Source organism: Micromonospora sp. WMMD882 (assembly GCF_027497255.1).
In the GTDB taxonomy this organism is placed as follows: domain Bacteria; phylum Actinomycetota; class Actinomycetes; order Mycobacteriales; family Micromonosporaceae; genus Micromonospora.
This window is the reverse complement of sequence record NZ_CP114903.1, coordinates 5,552,732-5,570,994: the sequence shown is the minus strand read 5'-3', so window position 1 is coordinate 5,570,994 and position 18,263 is coordinate 5,552,732. Positions and strand designations below refer to the sequence as shown.

Genomic DNA, 18,263 nt, shown 5'->3' with positions numbered 1-18,263 from the left:
GGGCCGAAACAAACGGGACCCGGCGCGGAAACCGCCCACCGGCACGCTTTGCCGACATGACAGACGGTGCACGAGCCGCGACCCGACCGGGGCGGGCGCCCCGCGAGGCGGCCACCCACTGCCCGTACTGCGCCCTCCAGTGTGGAATGATCCTGCGTGACGAGGACGGACGGATCGAGGTCCGGTCCCGCGACTTCCCGACCAACCGGGGCGGGCTCTGCCAGAAGGGCTGGACCGCGACCGACCTGCTCGACCACCCGGACCGGTTGACCACCCCGCTGCTGCGCGCCCCGACCGGCGAGCTGCGCCCGGCGACCTGGGCCGAGGCGTACCACCGGATCGTCTCCCGGGTCCGCGACACCCAGACCGCGTACGGCCGGGACGCGGTGGCGGTCTTCGGCGGCGGCGGCCTGACCAACGAGAAGGCGTACGCGCTGGGCCGGTTCGCCCGGGTCGCGCTGCGCACCCGCAACATCGACTACAACGGCCGGTTCTGCATGTCCTCGGCGGCGGCGGCCGGGATGCGTGCCTTCGGCCTCGACCGGGGGCTGCCGTTCCCGCTGGCCGACCTGGGCCGGGCGGACACCCTGCTGCTGGTCGGGGCGAACCCGGCGGAGACCATGCCGCCGCTCGCCCGCTACCTCACCGAGCTGCGGGAACGCGGCGGGAAACTGATCGTGGTCGACCCCCGCGTCACCGCCACCGCCCGGCTGGCCGACCTGCACCTGCAACCGCTGCCCGGCACCGACCTGGCGGTGGCGAACGCGCTGCTGCACGTCGCGCTGACCGAGGGCTGGGTGGACCGGGGGTACGTCGCGGAGCGTACCGAGGGCTTCGACGCGGTCCGGCGGGTCGCGGCGGGCTGGTGGCCGGCGCGCGCCGAGCGGCTCTCCGGCGTGCCGGTGGCCGACCTGGAGGCGGCGGCGCGGGCGCTGGCCACCGTCGACAACGCGATCATCCTGACCGCCCGGGGCGCGGAGCAGCACGCCAAGGGGGTCGACACGGTCAGCGCCTTCGTGAACCTGGCGCTCGCCCTGGGGCTGCCCGGCCGACCCGGCTCCGGGTACGGCTGCCTGACCGGTCAGGGCAACGGCCAGGGTGGCCGCGAGCACGGGCAGAAGGCCGACCAACTGCCCGGGTACCGGAAGATCGACGACCCGGCGGCCCGCGCGCACGTGGCCGACGTGTGGGGGGTGGACCCGGCCGACCTGCCCGGCCCGGGGGTCTCCGCGTACGAGCTGCTGGATGCCCTGGGCGCCGGGGGCGGCCCGAAGGCGCTGCTGGTCTTCGGCTCGAACCCGGTGGTCTCCGCGCCCCGGGCGGCCCGGGTCGAGGCCCGGCTGCGCTCGCTGGACCTGCTGGTCGTCGCGGACTTCCTGCTCTCCGAGACGGCCGCCATCGCCGACGTGGTGCTGCCCACCGCCCAGTGGGCCGAGGAGGACGGCACGATGACCAATCTCGAAGGCCGGGTGCTGCGGCGTCGCGCGCTGCGCGAGCCGCCGCCCGGCGTCCGCACCGACCTGCGGGTCCTGGCCGACCTGACCGCGTTGCTGCGCGGGCCGGCGCCCTTCCTCGCACCCGACCAGGGCGATCCGCGGGTGGTGTTCGCGGAGCTGCGGCGGGCGTCGGCGGGCGGGTCGGCCGACTACGCCGGGGTGACCTGGGAGCGGATCGACGCCGCCGACGGGGTCTTCTGGCCCTGCCCGGACGAGGACGCCCCGGACACCCCGCGCCTGTTCACCGAGCGGTTCGCCACGCCCGACGGGCGGGCCCGGTTCCACCCGGTGGAGCACCGGCCGGCGGCCGAGGAGGTCTGCGCCGACTACCCGCTGTACTTCACCACCGGTCGGGTGCTGGCCCAGTACCAGTCGGGCGCCCAGACCCGGCGGGTGGCGGCGCTGCGCCGGGCCGCGCCGGAGCCCTTCGTCGAGCTGCACCCCGACCTGGCCGCCCGGCTGGACGTGGCCGAGGGCGACGAGCTGCGGGTCACCTCCCGCCGGGGTGAGCTGCGCGCGCCGGCCCGGATCACCCCGACCATCCGCCCGGACACGGTCTTCGCGCCGTTCCACTGGGGCGGCGCGGGTCGGGCGAACTCCGTCACCAACGACGCCCTCGACCCGGTCTCCCGGATGCCGGAGTTCAAGGTCTGCGCGGTCCGGGTGGAGAAGGTGACGCCGTGAGCCAGCGCATCGTCGTCGTCGGGTACGGCATGGCCGGTTCCCGGCTCGCCACCGAGCTGCACGCCCGCCCCGGCGACCGGAAGGTCACCGTGTTCGGGGCGGAGCCGCACCGCGCGTACAACCGGATCATGCTCTCCACGCTGCTCGCCGGGAAGGTCGACGAGTCCGACGTGGAGCTGACCGAGCTGGCCGGGCAGGGCGTGGACGTGCGGTCCGGGGTGGCGGTCACCGCGATCGACCGGGCCACCCGCACGGTCCGCACCGACGCCGGCGAGGAGGTCGGGTACGACCACCTGGTGCTCGCCACCGGCAGCCGCGCCGCGGTGCCGCCGCTGGCCGGGCTGGACGTGCGCCGGCTGCCCGACCGGGTGGTCCCGTTCCGCACCCTGGACGACTGCCGGCGGATCCTCGCCGCCGTCCGGGACGCGCGCAGCGTGCTGGTGCTCGGTGGCGGGCTGCTCGGGCTGGAGGCGGCCCGCGGGCTCGCCGCCCGGGGACTGGACGTGCAGGTGGTGCACCCGGTGGGGCACCTGATGGAACGCCAGCTCGACCCGGCCGCCGGGGCGGTGCTCGCGGACACCCTGGCCGGTCTCGGGGTGCGTACCCGGCTCGGGGTGGGGGCGACCGGGGTGACCGCCGGCCCGGACGGCGTGAGCCTGGAGCTGGCCGACGGCCGGACGCTCGACGCGGACCTGCTGGTGCTCTCCTGCGGGGTGCGGCCGGAGACCGGGCTGGCCGCCGCGGCCGGGCTGACCGTGGAGCGGGGCGTGGTGGTCGACGACCGGCTGCGCACCAGCGACCCGCACATCTCGGCGATCGGCGACTGCGCCCAGTACGACGGGGTGGTGACCGGGCTGGTCGCGCCGGCCTGGGCGCAGGCCCGGGTGGTGGCCCGGCTGTTGACCGGTGACGACGGGCACGACCGGTACCGGCCGCAGCCGGGGGTGACCCGGCTCAAGGCGGCCGGCATCGACCTGGCCGCGATGGGCGAGCTGGCCCCGCCGGCCGCGCCGGGCGCCGGCGACCCGGGCGTCGCGGGCGGGGACCGGCGCGAGGAGTTGACCTTCGCCGACCCGTCCCGGGGCACGTACGCCCGGCTGCTGATCACCGGCGAGCGGTTGACCGGCGCGATCCTGCTGGGCGACAACCCGAGCGTCGGCACGGTGATCCAGCTCTTCGACCGGGGCGGCCCGGTGCCCGCCGACCGGCGCGCGCTGCTGCTGGGCCGGGCGCTGGGCGGGGCGACCGCCGTGCCGGAGGCGACGTCCCCGGCGCTGGTGCCGGACAGCGCGACGATCTGCCGGTGCAACGCGGTCAGCAAGGCCGACCTGGTCCGGTGCTGGCGGTCCGGGGCGCGTTCGGTGCCGGAAGTGGTCACCGCGACCCGGGCCGGCACCGGGTGCGGATCGTGCCGGGACGCGGTCACCGGCATCGTCGAATGGCTGTCCGAGGTGGACTCGGTGGAGGTGACGCGATGAGTGGAACGGACCGAGGGGACGCCGGGGGCACGCTGACCGGCGGGAACCTGGTGGTGGTCGGCAACGGCATGGTCGGCCAGCGGCTCGTGGAGGCGTTGCGGTCCCGCGACGTCGACCGCCGCTGGCGGGTCACGGTGCTCGCCGAGGAGCGCCGCCCGGCGTACGACCGGGTGCGGCTGTCGGCGTTCTTCGACGGCGCGGACGCCGACGAGCTGAACCTGCACACCCCGGACGACGGGGTCGACCTGCGGCTGGGCGAGCCGGTCACGGCGCTCGACCGGGAGCGGCGGGTGGTGGGCACGCCGGCCGGCGAGTACCCGTACGACGCGTTGGTGCTGGCCACCGGCTCGTACCCGTTCGTGCCGCCGGTGGCCGGCACGGACCTGCCCGGGGTGTTCGTCTACCGGACGTTGGACGACCTGGAGGCGATCCGGGCGCACGCCCGGGGCCGGCGGGTCGGCGCGGTGATCGGCGGCGGGCTGCTCGGCCTGGAGGCGGCGAACGCGCTGCGGCTGCTCGGCCTGGACACGCACGTGGTGGAGTTCGCGCCCCGGCTGATGCCGGTGCAGGTGGACGAGGCGGGCGGGGCGATGCTCCGCCGCTACGTCGAGGAGCTGGGGGTACGTACCCACCTGGGGGTCGGCACCACCGCGCTGCGGGCCGGCGCCGACGGCACGGTCGCCGGGCTGGTCCTCTCCGACGGCGCGACGGTCGACGCGGACCTGGTGGTGGTGGCCGCCGGCATCCGCCCGCGGGACGAGCTGGCCCGCGCGACCGGACTGCCGGTGGGGCCGCGCGGCGGGGTGCTGGTCGACGCGACCTGCCGCAGCGCCGACGACGACCGGGTGTGGGCGGTCGGCGAGTGCGCGGCGGTCGACGGGGTCTGTTTCGGGCTGGTCGCGCCCGGCTACGCGATGGCGGAGGTGGTGGCGGACCGGCTGCTCGGCGGGGCGGCGGTCTTCCCGGGCGCGGACACCGCGACGAAACTGAAGCTGCTCGGGGTGGACGTGGCGTCGTTCGGTGACGCGCACGGCGTCACCGAGGGCTGCCTGGACGTGACGTTCACCGACCCGGCGACCCGGGTCTACGCGAAACTGGTCCTCTCCGACGACGCGCGCACCCTGCTCGGTGGGGTGCTGGTCGGGGACGCCAGCGCGTACCCGACGTTGCGGGCCAGCGTCGGCGGCGAGCTGCCCGGTCCGCCGTTGGCGCTGCTCGCGCCGGCCGGCGGCGAGGGCGGCGGTGGGGCGGCCACGCTGCCGGCGTCCGCGCAGGTCTGCTCCTGCAACGCGGTCACCCGGGGGCAGGTGGACGCGGCCATCGCCGACGGCTGCGCCGACGTGCCGGCGGTGAAGGCGTGCACCCGGGCCGGGACGAGCTGCGGCTCCTGCGTGCCGCTGCTGAAGCAACTGCTGGACGCCGCCGGGGTGGCGCAGTCGACGGCGCTCTGCGAGCACTTCGACGTCAGCCGCAAGGAGTTGTTCGAGATCGCCCGGGTCCGGGGGATCAGGACGTTCTCGCAGCTCATCGCCGAGCACGGGCGGGGTCGGGGCTGCGACATCTGCAAGCCGGTGGTCGCCTCGATCCTGGCCTCGCTGGGCAGCGGGTACGTGCTCGACGGCGAACAGGCGTCGTTGCAGGACACCAACGACCATTTCCTGGCGAACCTGCAACGCGACGGCAGTTACTCGGTGGTGCCCCGGATCCCCGGTGGCGAGATCACCCCGGAGAAGCTCATCGTGATCGGTGAGGTGGCCCGGGACTTCCACCTCTACACGAAGATCACCGGCGGGCAGCGGATCGACCTGTTCGGGGCCCGGGTGGACCAGTTGCCGGCGATCTGGCGACGGCTGGTCGACGCCGGTTTCGAGTCCGGTCACGCGTACGGCAAGGCGTTGCGCACCATCAAGTCGTGCGTCGGCGAGACCTGGTGCCGGTACGGGGTGCAGGACTCGGTCGGGCTGGCCGTCGCCCTGGAGCTGCGCTACCGGGGTCTGCGCGCCCCACACAAGATCAAGTCGGCGGTGTCCGGCTGCGCCCGGGAGTGCGCCGAGGCGCGCAGCAAGGACTTCGGCGTCATCGCCACCGACAACGGCTGGAACCTCTACGTCGGCGGCAACGGCGGCTTCCGGCCCCGGCACGCCGACCTGTTCGCCACCGACCTGACCACCGAGCAGCTCGTCACCTACGTCGACCGGTTCCTGATGTTCTACATCCGCACCGCCGACCGGCTGCAACGCACCGCCGCCTGGATCGAGGCGATGGACGGCGGCCTCGACCACCTGCGCGCGGTGATCGTGGACGACTCGCTCGGGCTGGCCGCCGAACTCGACGCGGCCATGGCCCGGCACGTCGGGTCGTACTCGGACGAGTGGCGGGACACCCTCGCCGACCCGGAACGGCTGCGCCGCTTCTCGTCGTTCGTCAACGCGCCGGACGTGCCCGACCCGTCCATCACCTTCACCGAGGAACGGGGCCAGCCGGTCCCCGCCGTCACCGGCCGGCAGCCGGTCACCCTGGGCCTGCCGGAGGTACGGCGATGAGCACGACGGACGGCTGGACGCCGGTCTGCGGGCACGACCGGCTGGAGCTGGACCGGGGCGTCGCCGCCCTGGTCGACGGGGCGCAGGTGGCCCTGTTCCGTACCCTCGACGGGCTGTTCGCGTTGGACAACCGGGATCCGGTCTCCGGGGCGTACGTGCTGTCCCGGGGCATCGTGGGCAGCCGGGGCGGGGCGCCCACCGTCGCCTCCCCGCTGCACAAGCAGGTGTACGACCTGCGTACCGGCGAGTGCCTGGACCGGCCGGGCGCGGCGGTGACCGCCCACGGGGTGCGCTGCCGCGACGGCGTGGTGGAGATAAGGCTGACCACCGGGGCCAACGCTGTCCCCGGTGGTCCGGAACCGCTGCACGGGAGTCACGATGGCTGACGAGCTGGCCGGCTTCACCATCGGGGTGACCGCCGACCGGCGGCGCGACGAGCTCGCCGCGATGCTGGAACGGCGTGGCGCGCGGGTGGTGCTCGCGCCCGCGCTGCGGATCGTGCCGCTCGCCGACGACACCGACCTGCGGGACGCCACCCGGGCCTGCCTGGCCCGCCCGCCGGACATCCTGATGGCGAACACCGGCATCGGCATGCGTGGCTGGCTGGAGGCGGCCGAGGGCTGGGGGCTGGCCGAGTCGCTGCGGTCGGTGCTGGCCGACACGTACGTGGTGGCCCGGGGTCCCAAGGCCCGGGGCGCGATCCGGGCCGCCGGCCTGCACGACCAGTGGTCCCCGGACTCGGAGAGCTGCGACGAGGTCGTCGAGCACCTGCGCCGACGCGGCGTCGCCGGCCAGGTCATCGCCATGCAGTTGCACGGCGACCGGCAACCGGAGTGCACCGAGGCGCTGGAGGCGGCCGGCGCCACGGTGATCGAGGTGCCGGTCTACCGGTGGGCCCCGCCGACCGACTCCGCGCCGCTGCACCGGCTGGTCGACCTGGTCGCCTCCCGGCTGGTCGACGCGGTCACCTTCACCTCCGCGCCGGCCGCCGAGGCGATGCTGCGGGCCGCCGGAGACCGCGCCGAGGCGGTGATCGGGGCGTTCCGCAGCGACGTGATGGCGAGCTGTGTCGGGGCGGTCACCGCCGAACCGCTGCACCGGAGGGGAATACCGGTCAGCATGCCCAACCGGGCCCGGCTCGGCGCGCTGGTCCGGCACATCGTCGACGAGCTGCCCGGCCGTACCGTCACCCTGAAGGCCGCCGGTCACCTGCTGACCCTGCGCGGCCACGCGGCGGTGATCGACGGCGAGCTGCGCCCGCTCGCGCCCGCGCCGATGGCGGTGCTGCGGGCGCTGGCCCGCTCCCCCGGCCGGGTGTTCTCCCGTACCGCGCTGCTGCGGACCCTGCCGCGCGGCGCGGACGAGCACGCCGTGGAGATGGCGGTGGCCCGCATCCGCGCCGGCCTGGAGGCCCCCAGCATCGTGCAGACGGTGGTGAAACGCGGCTACCGCCTACGCGTCGACTGATCCCCCGCGCGCTCGTCACGGGTGGACCGGCTGCGCCGTAGCGCACGGGGCGGGCGCGAGCACGTGTCGTACCGGGTGCAGGCCGGCGACCTGGACGAACAGTTCCCGCTTGGCGGTGGCCAGGCCGTCGTCGTCCAGCGCGTACCCGGCCAGCCAGATCCACCCGTCGAAGGTGGGGCGGTCCCGCAGCACCGCCACCACCCGCAGCGTCAGGGCGCAGTCCCCGCCGAACTGCACCGACGCGCACCCGTCCACCCGCACCAGGTCACCCGGCTTCAGCGGCGCGCTCACCAGCGCCCCCGGTTGGGCCGGGACTCCCGGGCGTGCCGGGTCTGCCAGTCGCGCAGCGCCCGCTTGAGCCGCTCGTTCTCCTGGTCGAGCATTCCCAACCGGCGGTACAGGTCGGCCAACTCGTCGGCCAGCTCGTCGAGGAACGCGCGCACCTCCCCCGCGTCGACGCCACGCCGACGCGGACTGAACTCGCGGGTCCGCACCTCGTGCGGGGTCTTCCGGTACGGCAGCCCGGTCCCGTAGGGCTGCCCGGAGCGGTACACCTGAGCCACGTCGGTCCTTTCCGGTGCGGAGGTCCGTGCGGTGGTGCGGTAGCGCTTTTGCCGCGCGGCGCTGCGGCGCGCGGGGTGGAGGGCGGGCCGCCGCACGCCGGCACGCGGCGACCCGCCAGGCCCGCCCCCCGCAGCCTTTCCTTCAGCGGTACGGAGGCCGAGCCGGCCCGAGGGTCGGGGCAGGCACGCGTGACCCACCCCGACCGGGGAGTGAGCCGATCCCGTTGCCACACGAGGAACGGCTCCGATTCAACTTAACTAGTGAACACAGGGAAGTCAAAGCACATTGTTCAAGTGTTTGAGGTGTGGTCGAATTCGGGTTGCCACACGAGGAGCGACATGCCCGAATCAGCCTCATACCTCCAAATTGCCGACCGGGTGATTGCCGACGTCAGGTCCGGGAAGCTGAAACCTGGTGATCAACTGCCGTCCGTCGCCGACACACGAGCGACCTATGACGTCAGCTACGGCACCGTGCAGTTGGCCTACGTTCGCTTGGAAGCGATGCGGGTGATCAGGCGTCAACAGGGCAAGGGCGTCTTCGTCAACGACCCCGCCCTCTGGCTACGCGAGCCCTGACCCGTCGCGGCTACACGCTCGCGAGAGTTCGTCACTCATAGTAACCGGGGAGACCAGGACATGGGTGGTCGGAGCCTGTCGAGCTGCCCCATATCTGGGACACCGAGGCCGGAACCGCGTGCCCCATATTCGGGGCAGCTCGACAGGCTCGGAGAGGCGACACCCTCACCGAGCGCGGAAGGAGCGCTGGCTGCGGCGACAGGCCGAGCGCGACAGGCCGTAACGGCGACCGGGGAGTCAAGGGTGGCCGGACTGTCGATGGCCGTTGCGGCTTCGGCGTTGGGCGGTTGAGGAACCGTCAGGTGGCCTGGTCGGTCGACAATGGACTGATGAGGGTACGTGGCAGGGGCTGGTGGCTGGTGGGCGTACCGGTCGGGCTGGCGGTGTGCGCCCTGGGCGTGTTGCTGGCGCGGGCGGGGTTGGCGGACGCCGACCGGTGGGCCAGCGTGCTCGGGGTGTTCCTGAACCTCGCCGGGGTGGTCGTGGCCGGCTACAGCGCGGTGCAGGCCCGCCGCGCCGCTACCCTGCCCGCCCCGCCTCCGGTGGTGGGTGGGGACGTCGACAACCGGATCACCAAGGGTCAGTTCACCGACGCGGTGGTGATGGGTCGGGACGTGGAGCAGGTGTCCGCCACCGGTGGACCAGCTCCGGATCCGGCCGCGGGTCGGTCGCCGCTCACGGGTGCCTCCCGGTCGGGCGGCGTCTCCAACAGGATCGACGACGGCAGCTTCGGCGGGCCGGTGATCATGGGTCGGGACATCCGGGGCATTGTCCTGCCCCCGTCTGGCGGCGCCCCGGCCGGCGACGCGGACGGGTCGGCCCGGTGAGCGGGACGCCGGCCGACGAGCCGGTGGGCGTGTCGAACCGGATCAGCGACGGGGTGTTCTTCCACGCGGTGGTGATGGGACGGGACATCCAGGTGACCCTGCCCGCGCAGATCCGTCCCGCGTTGACCGGGCTGCCCCGCCCGGCGGCGGTCTTCACCGGCCGCGACGTTCAGGTCGACGCCCTGCTGGCTGGTTTGTCCCCGGAGGGCGCGGGCGGGCCGGTGCTGGTGTCGGCGGTGGCGGGGATGGCCGGGGTCGGCAAGACCGAGCTGGTGGTCCAGACCGCGCATCGGGCCCTGCGGAAGCCGGGCTGGTTCCCGGGCGGGGTGCTGTTCGTGGACATGTTCGGCTACGACGCCGCCCGACGACTCTCCGCCGCCGACGCGCTGTTGGGCTGGTTGCAGGCCATCGGCATCCCCGGTGAGCACATTCCCGCCAGCGTGCAGGACCGGGCCCGGTTGTGGCGCAGCGTCCTGGACGCCTACACCAGCCAGGACCGCCGGCTGCTGCTGATCGTCGACAACGCCGCGACCGAGGACCAGGTCACCCCGCTGCTGCCGACCGACCCCGAGATTCCGGTGCTGGTCACCTCCCGGCACACCCTGGACATCGACGCCAGCCTGCACGACCTCAACGTCCTCGACACCGGGCCCGCCGTCCACCTGATCCGCGAGGTCATCGCTCAGCGCCGTGGCGCTGACGATCCGCGCCTGCACGCGCCGGACCAGCAGCAGGCGATGACCGACCTGGCCGGGTTGTGCGCGGGCCTGCCCCTGGCGCTGCGGGTCGTCGCCGCGCTGCTGGCCGACCGTTCCCTTCTGCGACCAGCGGCCCTGGCCGACCGGCTCCGCGACGACCAGGCCCGCCTCGACGGACTGTCCCGCCAGCAGGTCGCCGTGCGGGCCGCATTCGACCTGTCGTACCGGAATCTTGCCGGCGAGCAGGCCCTGCTGTACCGGCTGCTGCCGGTCAACCCCGGCCCCGACGTCGCTACGGACGGCGCCGCCGCCCTGACCGGCCTACCCGCCGCGCGGGTCGCGGTGCTGCTGGAGGATCTGCACCGCGCGCACCTGGTCGACGAGCCCGCCGCCGACCGGTGGCGCATGCACGACCTCATCCGCCTGCACGCCGCCACCCAACCCGTCGCCAGCCCCGACGAAACCCCCACCGCCCGACAGCGGCTGTTCACCCACTACCTCGACACCACCAGCACCGCGAACACCCACCTGGTGCCGACCGGCCCGACCGACACCACCCGGTTCCCCAGCCGGCAGGACGCCCTGCGCTGGCTCGACGCCGAACACGCCAACCTCGTCAGCGTCTGCGCCAACGCCCCCACCCACGACCTGCCACACATCACCACCAGCCTCGTGTTCGCGCTCGCCCGCTTCCTGAGCTTCCGCCGCCACTTCACCGACTGGATCACCATCGCCACCCTCGCCCGCGAGATCTTCCAACAGCTCGGCGACCGCCATGGCGAAGGCCGGGCGTGGAACAGTCTCGGTCTCGCCCTGCGGCAGGTACGCCGATTCGACGACGCCATCACCGCCCACACCAACGCCCGCGACATCTTCCACCAACTCGGCGACCGCCACGGCGAAGGCCAGGCATTGAACAACCTCGGCCTCGCCCTGGCCGAGGCAGGCCGGCTTGACGAGGCGCGTGTCTGCTGGGAGCAGGCGGTGGCGGCCTTCGCCGAGACCGGCGACACGCACGCCGCCACACTGATCCGCACGCTCCTCGATGAGCTGGAATCGTGAGACCCGGGTGCCTGGATGTGGCGGCCCCAGATTCGGGGCAGCTCGACAGCCTCGGAGAGGTGGTATCTCCCCCGCGTGGAAGGGGTGCCGGCAGCGGAGGGTAGCTCGCGGTTTTCCGGCGGATCGTCGTGGGCTACGTTCGGACGGGGAAACGACCACGCCGGTACGGGCAGACAGCTCGGCCCCGCCGGGCTTCCACGAGCGTCGTCAGCGCATCATGAGGTCATGCGTCGTGCATCGATCGCGGTGATGGCCGCGTTGGTAGTCTCCGTCTCCGCCTGCGCCTCGGATACGTCGTCGCCCGACCCCACGCCGTCGCCTGCGGCTACCACGTCCATGCCGCACCTCAAGGCGCGGGCCGGCTGGTGCTATGCGCACAATCGCAAGCCCGCCGACACCTACCGCAAGGTGGAGTGCACCGACCCGGCCGCCGAGGCGAAGGTCGTGCAGATCAATTTCGCCGAGCACCGGAACGCCGACGACCTGTATCAATACGATTGCAGGCTCGACGACGTCGACTTCATCCTCGATCTGGATGCCGAGCCGCCGACCGAGCGTAGCCTCTACGGGTCAGGCCGACAGTTCGCGTGCATGGAGATCACGAAGGGGCCACGCGGGCAGGAGCCCGGAGGCGGCAACCTTCCCATCACGGTCGGCGACTGCGTCAAGCCGAACGGCTCGTTCAGCACCGGTCCCCTGGAGACACAGCGGATCATCGAGATCCGCTGCGCCAAGGCTGACGTCGATCCGCCGACCTACGAGGTCACGAAGATCGGTAAGGGCGTGATCTGTCCGTCCGGCACTGACCTGAGTTTCGTGATCACGCGACCGGGCTCCTCCGGGGGTCAGACCGCCTGCGCCTCCGAGATCTGACCGGCCATCGGGCGTGCCCCATATCCGGGGCAGCTCGACAGCCTTCGCGAAGTGGTACCTCCCCGGCGCGGAAGGGCTGCTCGGTCGCCCGTACCGCCGGGTTGTTGGTCGCGGTGTTCGGCCAGCTCACGCGGGCGGCCAGGGTGGTCGACGGAGCGGGGCGGCGGGCCGGCGTCCGGTCCACCGCCCCGAGCGGCGTGGCGGCGCGGGCTACCCGGCCCGCCTGCTCTCCAGGTCGGTCAGGGCGCGGCGGAAGGCGGCGGCGTGTCCTAGCTCGTCCAGGCGGATCTCCACGAAGAGTTTCGCCGCCGCGACGTCCCCGGCGGCGAGCGCGCGGCGGGCGTACCGCTGGTAGGTCGCGGCGGCCTCGTCCTCGGCGGCGATGGCGGTCCGCAGGTTCTCGGTGGTGGCGCCGACCAGGCCGGCGAGATTCGCGGTCTCGGCGAAGTGCTCGCCCAGCTCCTGGCCGCCGGTGTTGGTCCAGAGCCGGGCCAGCCGGTCCTGGCCGGTCCGCGCGGCGTGCCGGGCGTAGAGGGTGTACGTCGCCCAGGCGAACGCCTCGCCGTGCAGGGTGGCCCGCAGGTTCGCCAGGGTCCGGCCGCCGCAGCGCGGCTCGGACGGCTCGATCGGCACCGGCGGCACCGGCTCGCCGGTGGGCGCCTCGATGCCGGCGGACGGGTAGCGCAGCGCGGTCAGCGCGGTGGTGAACCGGCCGGCGTGCACCAGCTCGTCCCCGGCCAGCTCGACCCAGTGTGCGGCCACCCTCGGGCAGCCGTCGTCGGTCGCCTGCTCGGCGAAGGACGGGTACGTCCTGGTCGCCTCCTCGGTCTCCCCGTCGATCGAGTCGCGCAGGTTGGCCTGGTTGCCGTCGACGAACCCGATCAGCCGGGCCTCGGCCACGAAGTGGTCGTCGAACTCCTCGCGGGCCGTCTGCCGGAACAGCCGGGCGACCGCCGCCTGGCCGCGCCGGGCCGCCTCCTGGGCGTACGCCTGGTAGCTGGCGTACGCGTACGCCTCGTCCTGCATGGCGGCGAGCGCGTCCGCCCGGGTTCCCGGGGCCAGCTTCGCCGCCGGCTTCTCCTGGGGCGCTTCCACCGCCTGCGCCGGGACGGCCAGGCCGGCCCCCAGCACCATGCCCGCCGCCACGGCGGAGATCCCACCGACAACTCTCATCCGCGCTCCCTCGATCACGTTGCGTGACAACCCTTCGAGGGAGCTTATGTTTTCCCTGCTCAGCAGGGTTGTATTGGGCACGCCTCCCGCGTGTCCGAGGCGCAGGGAGGGCGCCTCCCCCACGCACACGGCGTCGGGGAGGCGCCCTTCCCGGCGTCCGGAGGTCAGCCGACGGGGGTCGGGAAGCCCCGGCCGTGCTCGGCCTGGAGCCGGAGCATGGCGTGCTCGACCACGGTCACCAACACCTGCTTGACCGCCTCCCGGTGCCGGGCGTCGGTCAGGATCAGCGGCACCTGGGGCGAGATCGCCAGCGCCTCGCGTACCTCTTCGAGGTCGTAGCGGGGCGCGCCGTCGAAGTGGTTGAGCGCCACCACGTACGGCAGGTTCCGGTTCTCGAAGTAGTCCAGCGGCGCGAACGCGTCGGTGATCCGGCGGGTGTCGACCAGCACGGCCGCGCCCACCGCCCCCTTGATGATCTCGTCCCACATGAACCAGAAGCGGGTCTGGCCCGGGGTGCCGAACAGGTAGAGGATCAGGTCCTCGGCCATGGTGATCCGGCCGAAGTCCATGGCGACCGTGGTGGTCTGCTTACCCGGCACCTTGGACGGGTCGTCGATACCGACGCCCGCCGCCGTCATCACGGCCTCGGTGGTCAGCGGGGTGATCTCGGAGACCGCGCCGACCAGGGTTGTCTTGCCCACGCCGAACCCGCCCGCGACCACGATCTTCGCGGAGGTGATACCCCGGTTACGGCGTGCCCCGGCGGGGTCATAGCCTGCGAAGTCCACTTAGCACCCTCTCAAGCAGTTCCATCCGCTCCTCGTACGCCTCGGCGGGAGCGGCAGTGTGTAGCGTCAGCAGGCCCTCGGCCACCATGTCGGCGACCAGCACCCGGGCCACCCCCAACGGCATCCGGGTGTACGCGGCGATCTCTGCGAGGGACTGCGCGCGTCCCTCGCAGATCGTCGCGATGCGGTGCTTGTCGTGGCCGGCGAAACGGGATTCCGCGACGGCGGTGGGGCTGGCCGTCATCACCGCCTCCAGGGCGATCTCCCGCCGGGGCTCTGTTCGGCCCCGGGTGACCGCGTACGGACGCACCAACGCGCCGCGCGGGTCCTCTCGCCTACGGTCCATTCGCGATCACCTCCTTCCACCGGCGCCGACCGTCGGCACCGGGCTCGTCTGCGGCCGCTACCGGACCACGGCCTCCCGGGGCAGCGGCACCAGCGCCGCCCCGACCCGTTCGACCAGCAGCGCCATCTCGTAACCGACCTGGCCGACGTCGCAGCTCCGGGCGGCGAGCACCGCCATCGACGAGCCGTCGCTGATGGACATCAGGAACAGGTAGCCGCTGTCCATCTCGATGACGGTCTGGAGCACGCCGCCCGCGCTGAACATCCGGGCCGCGCCCTCGGTCAGGCTGACCACGCCGGAGGTGATCGCGGCCAACTGGTCGGCGCGGTCCGCCGGCAGGTCCCGGGAGGAGGCGAGCAGCAGCCCGTCCGCGGACACCGCGACCACGTGGGCGATGCCCGCCACGCTGTCGGCGAAGTTGGTGAGCAGCCAACCCATGTCCTGCATAGCCGCTGGCCTGTTCATCGGCTCGTCTCCTTGGTCGAATTGCTGTTCAGGTCCGTGGCGCCGGCCGTCCGGCCGCGCTGCACGCCGCGGTGGTAGGCCGACAGCAGACCACGTACCTCGTCGGGGGTACGCCGGCTGCGGTCCCGGCCGCCGGTGGGCTCGACGCCACCGGGGACCAGTTGGGCCTGCGGGACGCGCTTGGGCAGCCCGGACCGGGTCTGGCCGCCGGCGGCCGGCTCGGCCGCCTTGACGGCGCGGGACCAGCCCTCGTCCGCCGCCGTCCGCCAGGCGTCCGCCCCGGTCGTGGCGGTCGGCTGGGGGGTGGGGACCGCCTGCGGCGTGGGGGTGGTGGGCGTGGCGACCGGCTGGGGTGGCGCGGTCGGGGCGGGCGGCATGGTGTGGGCCACCGGGGTCGGGACCGGTTCGGGGGCCGGGGTCGGCGCGGGCGTCACCACCGGGTCCGGGGTCACCGCCGGGGGCGGCGGGGTGTACGACGGGGGCGGCGGCTGCGTCACCGTGGCCCCCGGGGTACGGCCGGGCAGTCGGGGTGGCTGCGCCGTCGGGGCGGCCAGGGCCGGGCCGCTGTTCGCCATGGTCGGGCCACTGGTCGGCGCCGCCTCCTGCTCGAACTGCGGACGGGTGAAGATGGCGGTCGCGTCGTTGCCGTGCGACCGGAACCAGGCGGTCTCCATCTCCCGGAAGATCGGCGCCGCCTCGGCCGGCTCGTCGGGCCGGCGCACCGCCGGGACACCCGGCGTGCCGGACGGCGTCACGAGCGGCGAGGTCGGCCCGGCCAGCGGAGTCGTCGGTCCGGCCAGCGGGGTGGTCGGTCCGGCCACCGGGCCGGCGGGCAACGACGAGGTCGGCGTCCCCAGGTCACCGCCCGTTCCCGGGCTGCGCTGCGGCAGCGGGTTGAGGGTGGGGAACGCGGTGGTCGGCGTGCCGGCCAGCGCGCCGTTGGTGTTGCTCGACGGTGGCACCGGGGTGAACAGCGACCCGCCGAGGCTCGGCGAGGCGGTCGTCGGGCCGCCCACGTTCACCGTCGGCCCGGTGTCCCGGGCGTCGTTGCTCGCCGGCCACTGCGCCGAGGTGGGCGTCTTGACGCCCCACTGGTCGTTGGCGAGGGTCGCCGTCGAGGTACGGCCCAGACCGGTCGACGGCTCGCCGAACGGGGACACCGACGGGGTGAGCGGCGCCTGCTCGACGGCGAGCGGCTGACGCTGCCGGGGCGGCAGCGCCTGGTCGCGGCCCCGGGTCTGCGGCAGCACCACGGTGGAGTTCGGCAGGGTGACCTGGGCGACGGTGCCGCCCTCGACGTTGCGACGCAGCTCGACGCGGATGTTGTAGCGGGACGCCAGCCGGCTGACCACGGCCAGACCCATCAACCGGAACGCGGCCACGTCCACGGTCGACGGGGCGGCCAGCCGCCGGTTCAGCGAGTCGAGCTGGTCGTCGGTCAGCCCGAGGCCACGGTCCTCGATCTGGATGAGGACGTAGTCGCGGATGCGCCGGCCGTCGGCGACCACGGTGGTGGTCGGCGGGGAGAACCGGGTGGCGTTGTCGAGCAGCTCGGCGACCAGCCGGACCACGTCGTTGACGGCGTGCGCGGCCACCGAGATGTCGGTGTCCACGGTGCCGAACTCGATCCGGTTGTACAGCTCGACCTCGGACTGCGCGGCGCGGAGCACGTCGACCAGGAGCGCGTCGTCGCGGCGCGGCACCGCCGAGTCCGCGCCGGCGAGCACCAGCAGGTTCTCGTCGTTGCGGCGCATCCGGGTGGCCAGGTGGTCCAGCTCGAAGAGCTGGGCGAGCCGCTTCGGGTCCTCCTCGCCGCGCTCGATCGCGTCCAGCTCGCCGATCATCCGGTCGACCAGGGTCTGCGACCGGCGGGCCAGGTTGAGGAACATCGCCGACACGCTGTTACGGAGTGCGGCCTGCTCGGCGGCGATCCGGACGGCCTCCCGGTGGACCACGTTGAACGCCTGCGCGACCTGGCCGACCTCGTCCTTGTTGGTCAGCTTGATCGGGTCGCGCACCTCCTTGACGACCTCGTCGACGCCACCGTCCCCGGCGTTGCCCATGTTCTGCAGCCGCTTGACGGCCTCGGGCAGGTCGTGGTTGGCCACCGACAGCGCGCCCTCGCGCAGTCGGCGAAGCGAGTGGTTGAGCGACCGGGCCAGCACCACGGCGAGCGTGATGGCGGCGATGAGGGTGAGCAGCACCAGCAGCGACTCGATGACGGCCTGCCGGATGACGTTCGTCCGGGCCTGGTCGGTCTGGGCGTACAGGCGGTCCTGGAGCTCCACCTCGGTCCAGCGCATCAGGTCGTTGACCGCGCCGATGGCGAAGGTGGCGTCGTCCGCGGCGACCAGCGGGCGGTTCAGCCCGACGGAGCGGCTGACGTCGGCGGCCACCCGGTCGGCGAGCACCACGGCGTCGCCGGTGACGGTGCCGTCGACGAGGGACCGCTGGTCGGGGGCGGCGGCGAGGGAGAAGGCGAGCAGGGCCTCCTGCTGGCTGGTCAGGGTGGCGACGAAGGAGGAGAACTGCTCCTGGTCGACCCGGCCGGCGGCGAGCGCGGTGAAGGCGACCGCCTCCTCCTCGGCCACCGACGACTTGGCGCGGCTGAAGGCGGCCACCGCGCGGCGGCTGTCGGCCAGCGCGCCGTCACCGGGGAGCTGGGCCAGCGCGTCGCCGTAACCGACCAGGTCGGCCAGGACCACGCCGTAGCGCAGCACCACCGCGGAGACCGGCATCTGCCGGCGGTCCAGCACCTCCTGCCGGGTGGTGTTCAGGGTGGCCAGGTGCTCATCGATGATCCGCAGCCGGTCCCGGACCGCCGAGGGGACCTCGCCGATCTCGCCGCGCCGCGCGGTGTACTGCGCGACCCGCTGGTCGGTGCGGCGCACGTGCAGGTTGTACGGCTCCGGCTTGGCGTCCGGTGCGGCCAGGTAGGTGGCCGCCGCCATCCGCTCCCGGTGCAGGTCCTGGGTGAGCGCGGAGAGGTCGACCGAGAGCGCGGTCAACGACCGGGCCTGGTTGGCCTCGTAGGCTCCCTCGCCGACGGCGATGAGCCGGACGGTGGCCAGCGCGAGGACCGCGGCGACCGGCACGACGAGGATCAGCGCGAGTTTGGACCGGATTCGCGCGTCGCGCAGCCGGGGGAGCCGGCGCCGGCGCTTGTCCGGGTTTGACTGACCGCTCTCGGGCAGGGTCGTAGGTGCGGTGCTCACGACATC

The 18,263-nt window shown here is 73.7% G+C and carries 16 protein-coding genes; 9 read left to right on the top strand and 7 right to left on the bottom strand.

Annotated elements, in window-relative coordinates; all coding sequences use genetic code 11:
- The first annotated feature begins 56 nt into the window (after positions 1–56).
- From O7606_RS24025 to O7606_RS24005, 5 genes are read left to right on the top strand one after another with little or no spacing between them, the layout of a single operon-like run.
- Positions 57–2,180, top strand: coding sequence for a molybdopterin oxidoreductase family protein (locus O7606_RS24025; protein WP_281596263.1), 2,124 nt, complete (start codon positions 57–59; stop codon positions 2,178–2,180).
- The gene (locus O7606_RS24020; protein ID WP_281596262.1) at positions 2,177–3,658 is read left to right on the top strand and encodes an FAD-dependent oxidoreductase; all 1,482 of its coding nucleotides are present in this window, start codon (positions 2,177–2,179) and stop codon (positions 3,656–3,658) included. The genes O7606_RS24025 and O7606_RS24020 overlap by 4 nt, the downstream gene beginning before the upstream one ends.
- Positions 3,659–3,690: 32 nt before the next feature.
- The gene (gene nirB / locus O7606_RS24015; RefSeq protein WP_281599842.1) at positions 3,691–6,201 is read left to right on the top strand and encodes a nitrite reductase large subunit NirB; all 2,511 of its coding nucleotides are present in this window, start codon (positions 3,691–3,693) and stop codon (positions 6,199–6,201) included.
- Positions 6,198–6,587, top strand: coding sequence for a nitrite reductase small subunit NirD (gene nirD, locus O7606_RS24010; protein ID WP_281596261.1), 390 nt, complete (start codon positions 6,198–6,200; stop codon positions 6,585–6,587). The genes nirB and nirD overlap by 4 nt, the downstream gene beginning before the upstream one ends.
- The gene (locus O7606_RS24005; RefSeq protein WP_281596260.1) at positions 6,580–7,668 is read left to right on the top strand and encodes a uroporphyrinogen-III synthase; all 1,089 of its coding nucleotides are present in this window, start codon (positions 6,580–6,582) and stop codon (positions 7,666–7,668) included. The genes nirD and O7606_RS24005 overlap by 8 nt, the downstream gene beginning before the upstream one ends.
- A gap of 15 nt (positions 7,669–7,683) precedes the next feature.
- On the opposite strand, the gene O7606_RS24000 is transcribed toward O7606_RS24005, so the two are convergent.
- Both O7606_RS24000 and O7606_RS23995 read right to left on the bottom strand, forming a co-directional pair.
- The gene (locus tag O7606_RS24000) at positions 7,684–7,959 is read right to left on the bottom strand and encodes a hypothetical protein (protein WP_281596259.1); all 276 of its coding nucleotides are present in this window, start codon (positions 7,957–7,959) and stop codon (positions 7,684–7,686) included.
- Positions 7,956–8,231: a DivIVA domain-containing protein gene (locus O7606_RS23995; RefSeq protein ID WP_281596258.1), complete on the bottom strand. Its 276-nt coding sequence runs from the start codon at positions 8,229–8,231 to the stop codon at positions 7,956–7,958. The genes O7606_RS24000 and O7606_RS23995 overlap by 4 nt, the downstream gene beginning before the upstream one ends.
- A gap of 339 nt (positions 8,232–8,570) precedes the next feature.
- Here O7606_RS23995 and O7606_RS23990 point away from each other — a divergent pair, with 339 nt between their 5' ends.
- From O7606_RS23990 to O7606_RS23975, 4 genes are all read left to right on the top strand, one after another.
- Positions 8,571–8,810 carry a winged helix-turn-helix domain-containing protein gene (locus tag O7606_RS23990; protein ID WP_281596257.1) on the top strand — a complete coding sequence of 80 codons (240 nt, stop codon included), beginning with the start codon at positions 8,571–8,573 and terminating at the stop codon, positions 8,808–8,810.
- A 329-nt stretch (positions 8,811–9,139) separates the two neighbouring features.
- Positions 9,140–9,637 carry a hypothetical protein gene (locus O7606_RS23985; protein ID WP_281596256.1) on the top strand — a complete coding sequence of 166 codons (498 nt, stop codon included), beginning with the start codon at positions 9,140–9,142 and terminating at the stop codon, positions 9,635–9,637.
- Positions 9,634–11,397: a tetratricopeptide repeat protein gene (locus tag O7606_RS23980; protein WP_281596255.1), complete on the top strand. Its 1,764-nt coding sequence runs from the start codon at positions 9,634–9,636 to the stop codon at positions 11,395–11,397. Before O7606_RS23985 ends, O7606_RS23980 begins: the two co-directional genes overlap by 4 nt.
- Before the next feature lie 225 nt (positions 11,398–11,622).
- On the top strand, positions 11,623–12,270 hold the full coding sequence (locus O7606_RS23975) for a hypothetical protein (protein WP_281596254.1): 648 nt from the start codon (positions 11,623–11,625) through the stop codon (positions 12,268–12,270).
- A 210-nt stretch (positions 12,271–12,480) separates the two neighbouring features.
- Here the strand turns inward: O7606_RS23975 and O7606_RS23970 are convergent, their stop codons facing one another.
- The 5 genes from O7606_RS23970 to O7606_RS23950 all read right to left on the bottom strand — a co-directional run bounded on the left by O7606_RS23970 (position 12,481) and on the right by O7606_RS23950 (position 18,257).
- On the bottom strand, positions 12,481–13,443 hold the full coding sequence (locus O7606_RS23970) for a ferritin family protein (protein ID WP_281596253.1): 963 nt from the start codon (positions 13,441–13,443) through the stop codon (positions 12,481–12,483).
- A gap of 164 nt (positions 13,444–13,607) precedes the next feature.
- The gene (locus tag O7606_RS23965; RefSeq protein WP_275032006.1) at positions 13,608–14,231 is read right to left on the bottom strand and encodes an ATP/GTP-binding protein; all 624 of its coding nucleotides are present in this window, start codon (positions 14,229–14,231) and stop codon (positions 13,608–13,610) included.
- Entirely contained in the window at positions 14,212–14,577 is a 366-nt protein-coding gene (locus tag O7606_RS23960) for a DUF742 domain-containing protein (RefSeq protein WP_281596252.1), read from the bottom strand. The genes O7606_RS23965 and O7606_RS23960 overlap by 20 nt, the downstream gene beginning before the upstream one ends.
- A 57-nt stretch (positions 14,578–14,634) precedes the next feature.
- A complete protein-coding gene (locus tag O7606_RS23955; protein WP_088982086.1) occupies positions 14,635–15,042 on the bottom strand; it encodes a roadblock/LC7 domain-containing protein in 408 nt (135 codons plus the stop codon).
- Positions 15,039–18,257, bottom strand: coding sequence for a nitrate- and nitrite sensing domain-containing protein (locus O7606_RS23950; RefSeq protein WP_281596251.1), 3,219 nt, complete (start codon positions 18,255–18,257; stop codon positions 15,039–15,041). The genes O7606_RS23955 and O7606_RS23950 overlap by 4 nt, the downstream gene beginning before the upstream one ends.
- Between the last annotated feature and the right edge of the window lie 6 nt (positions 18,258–18,263).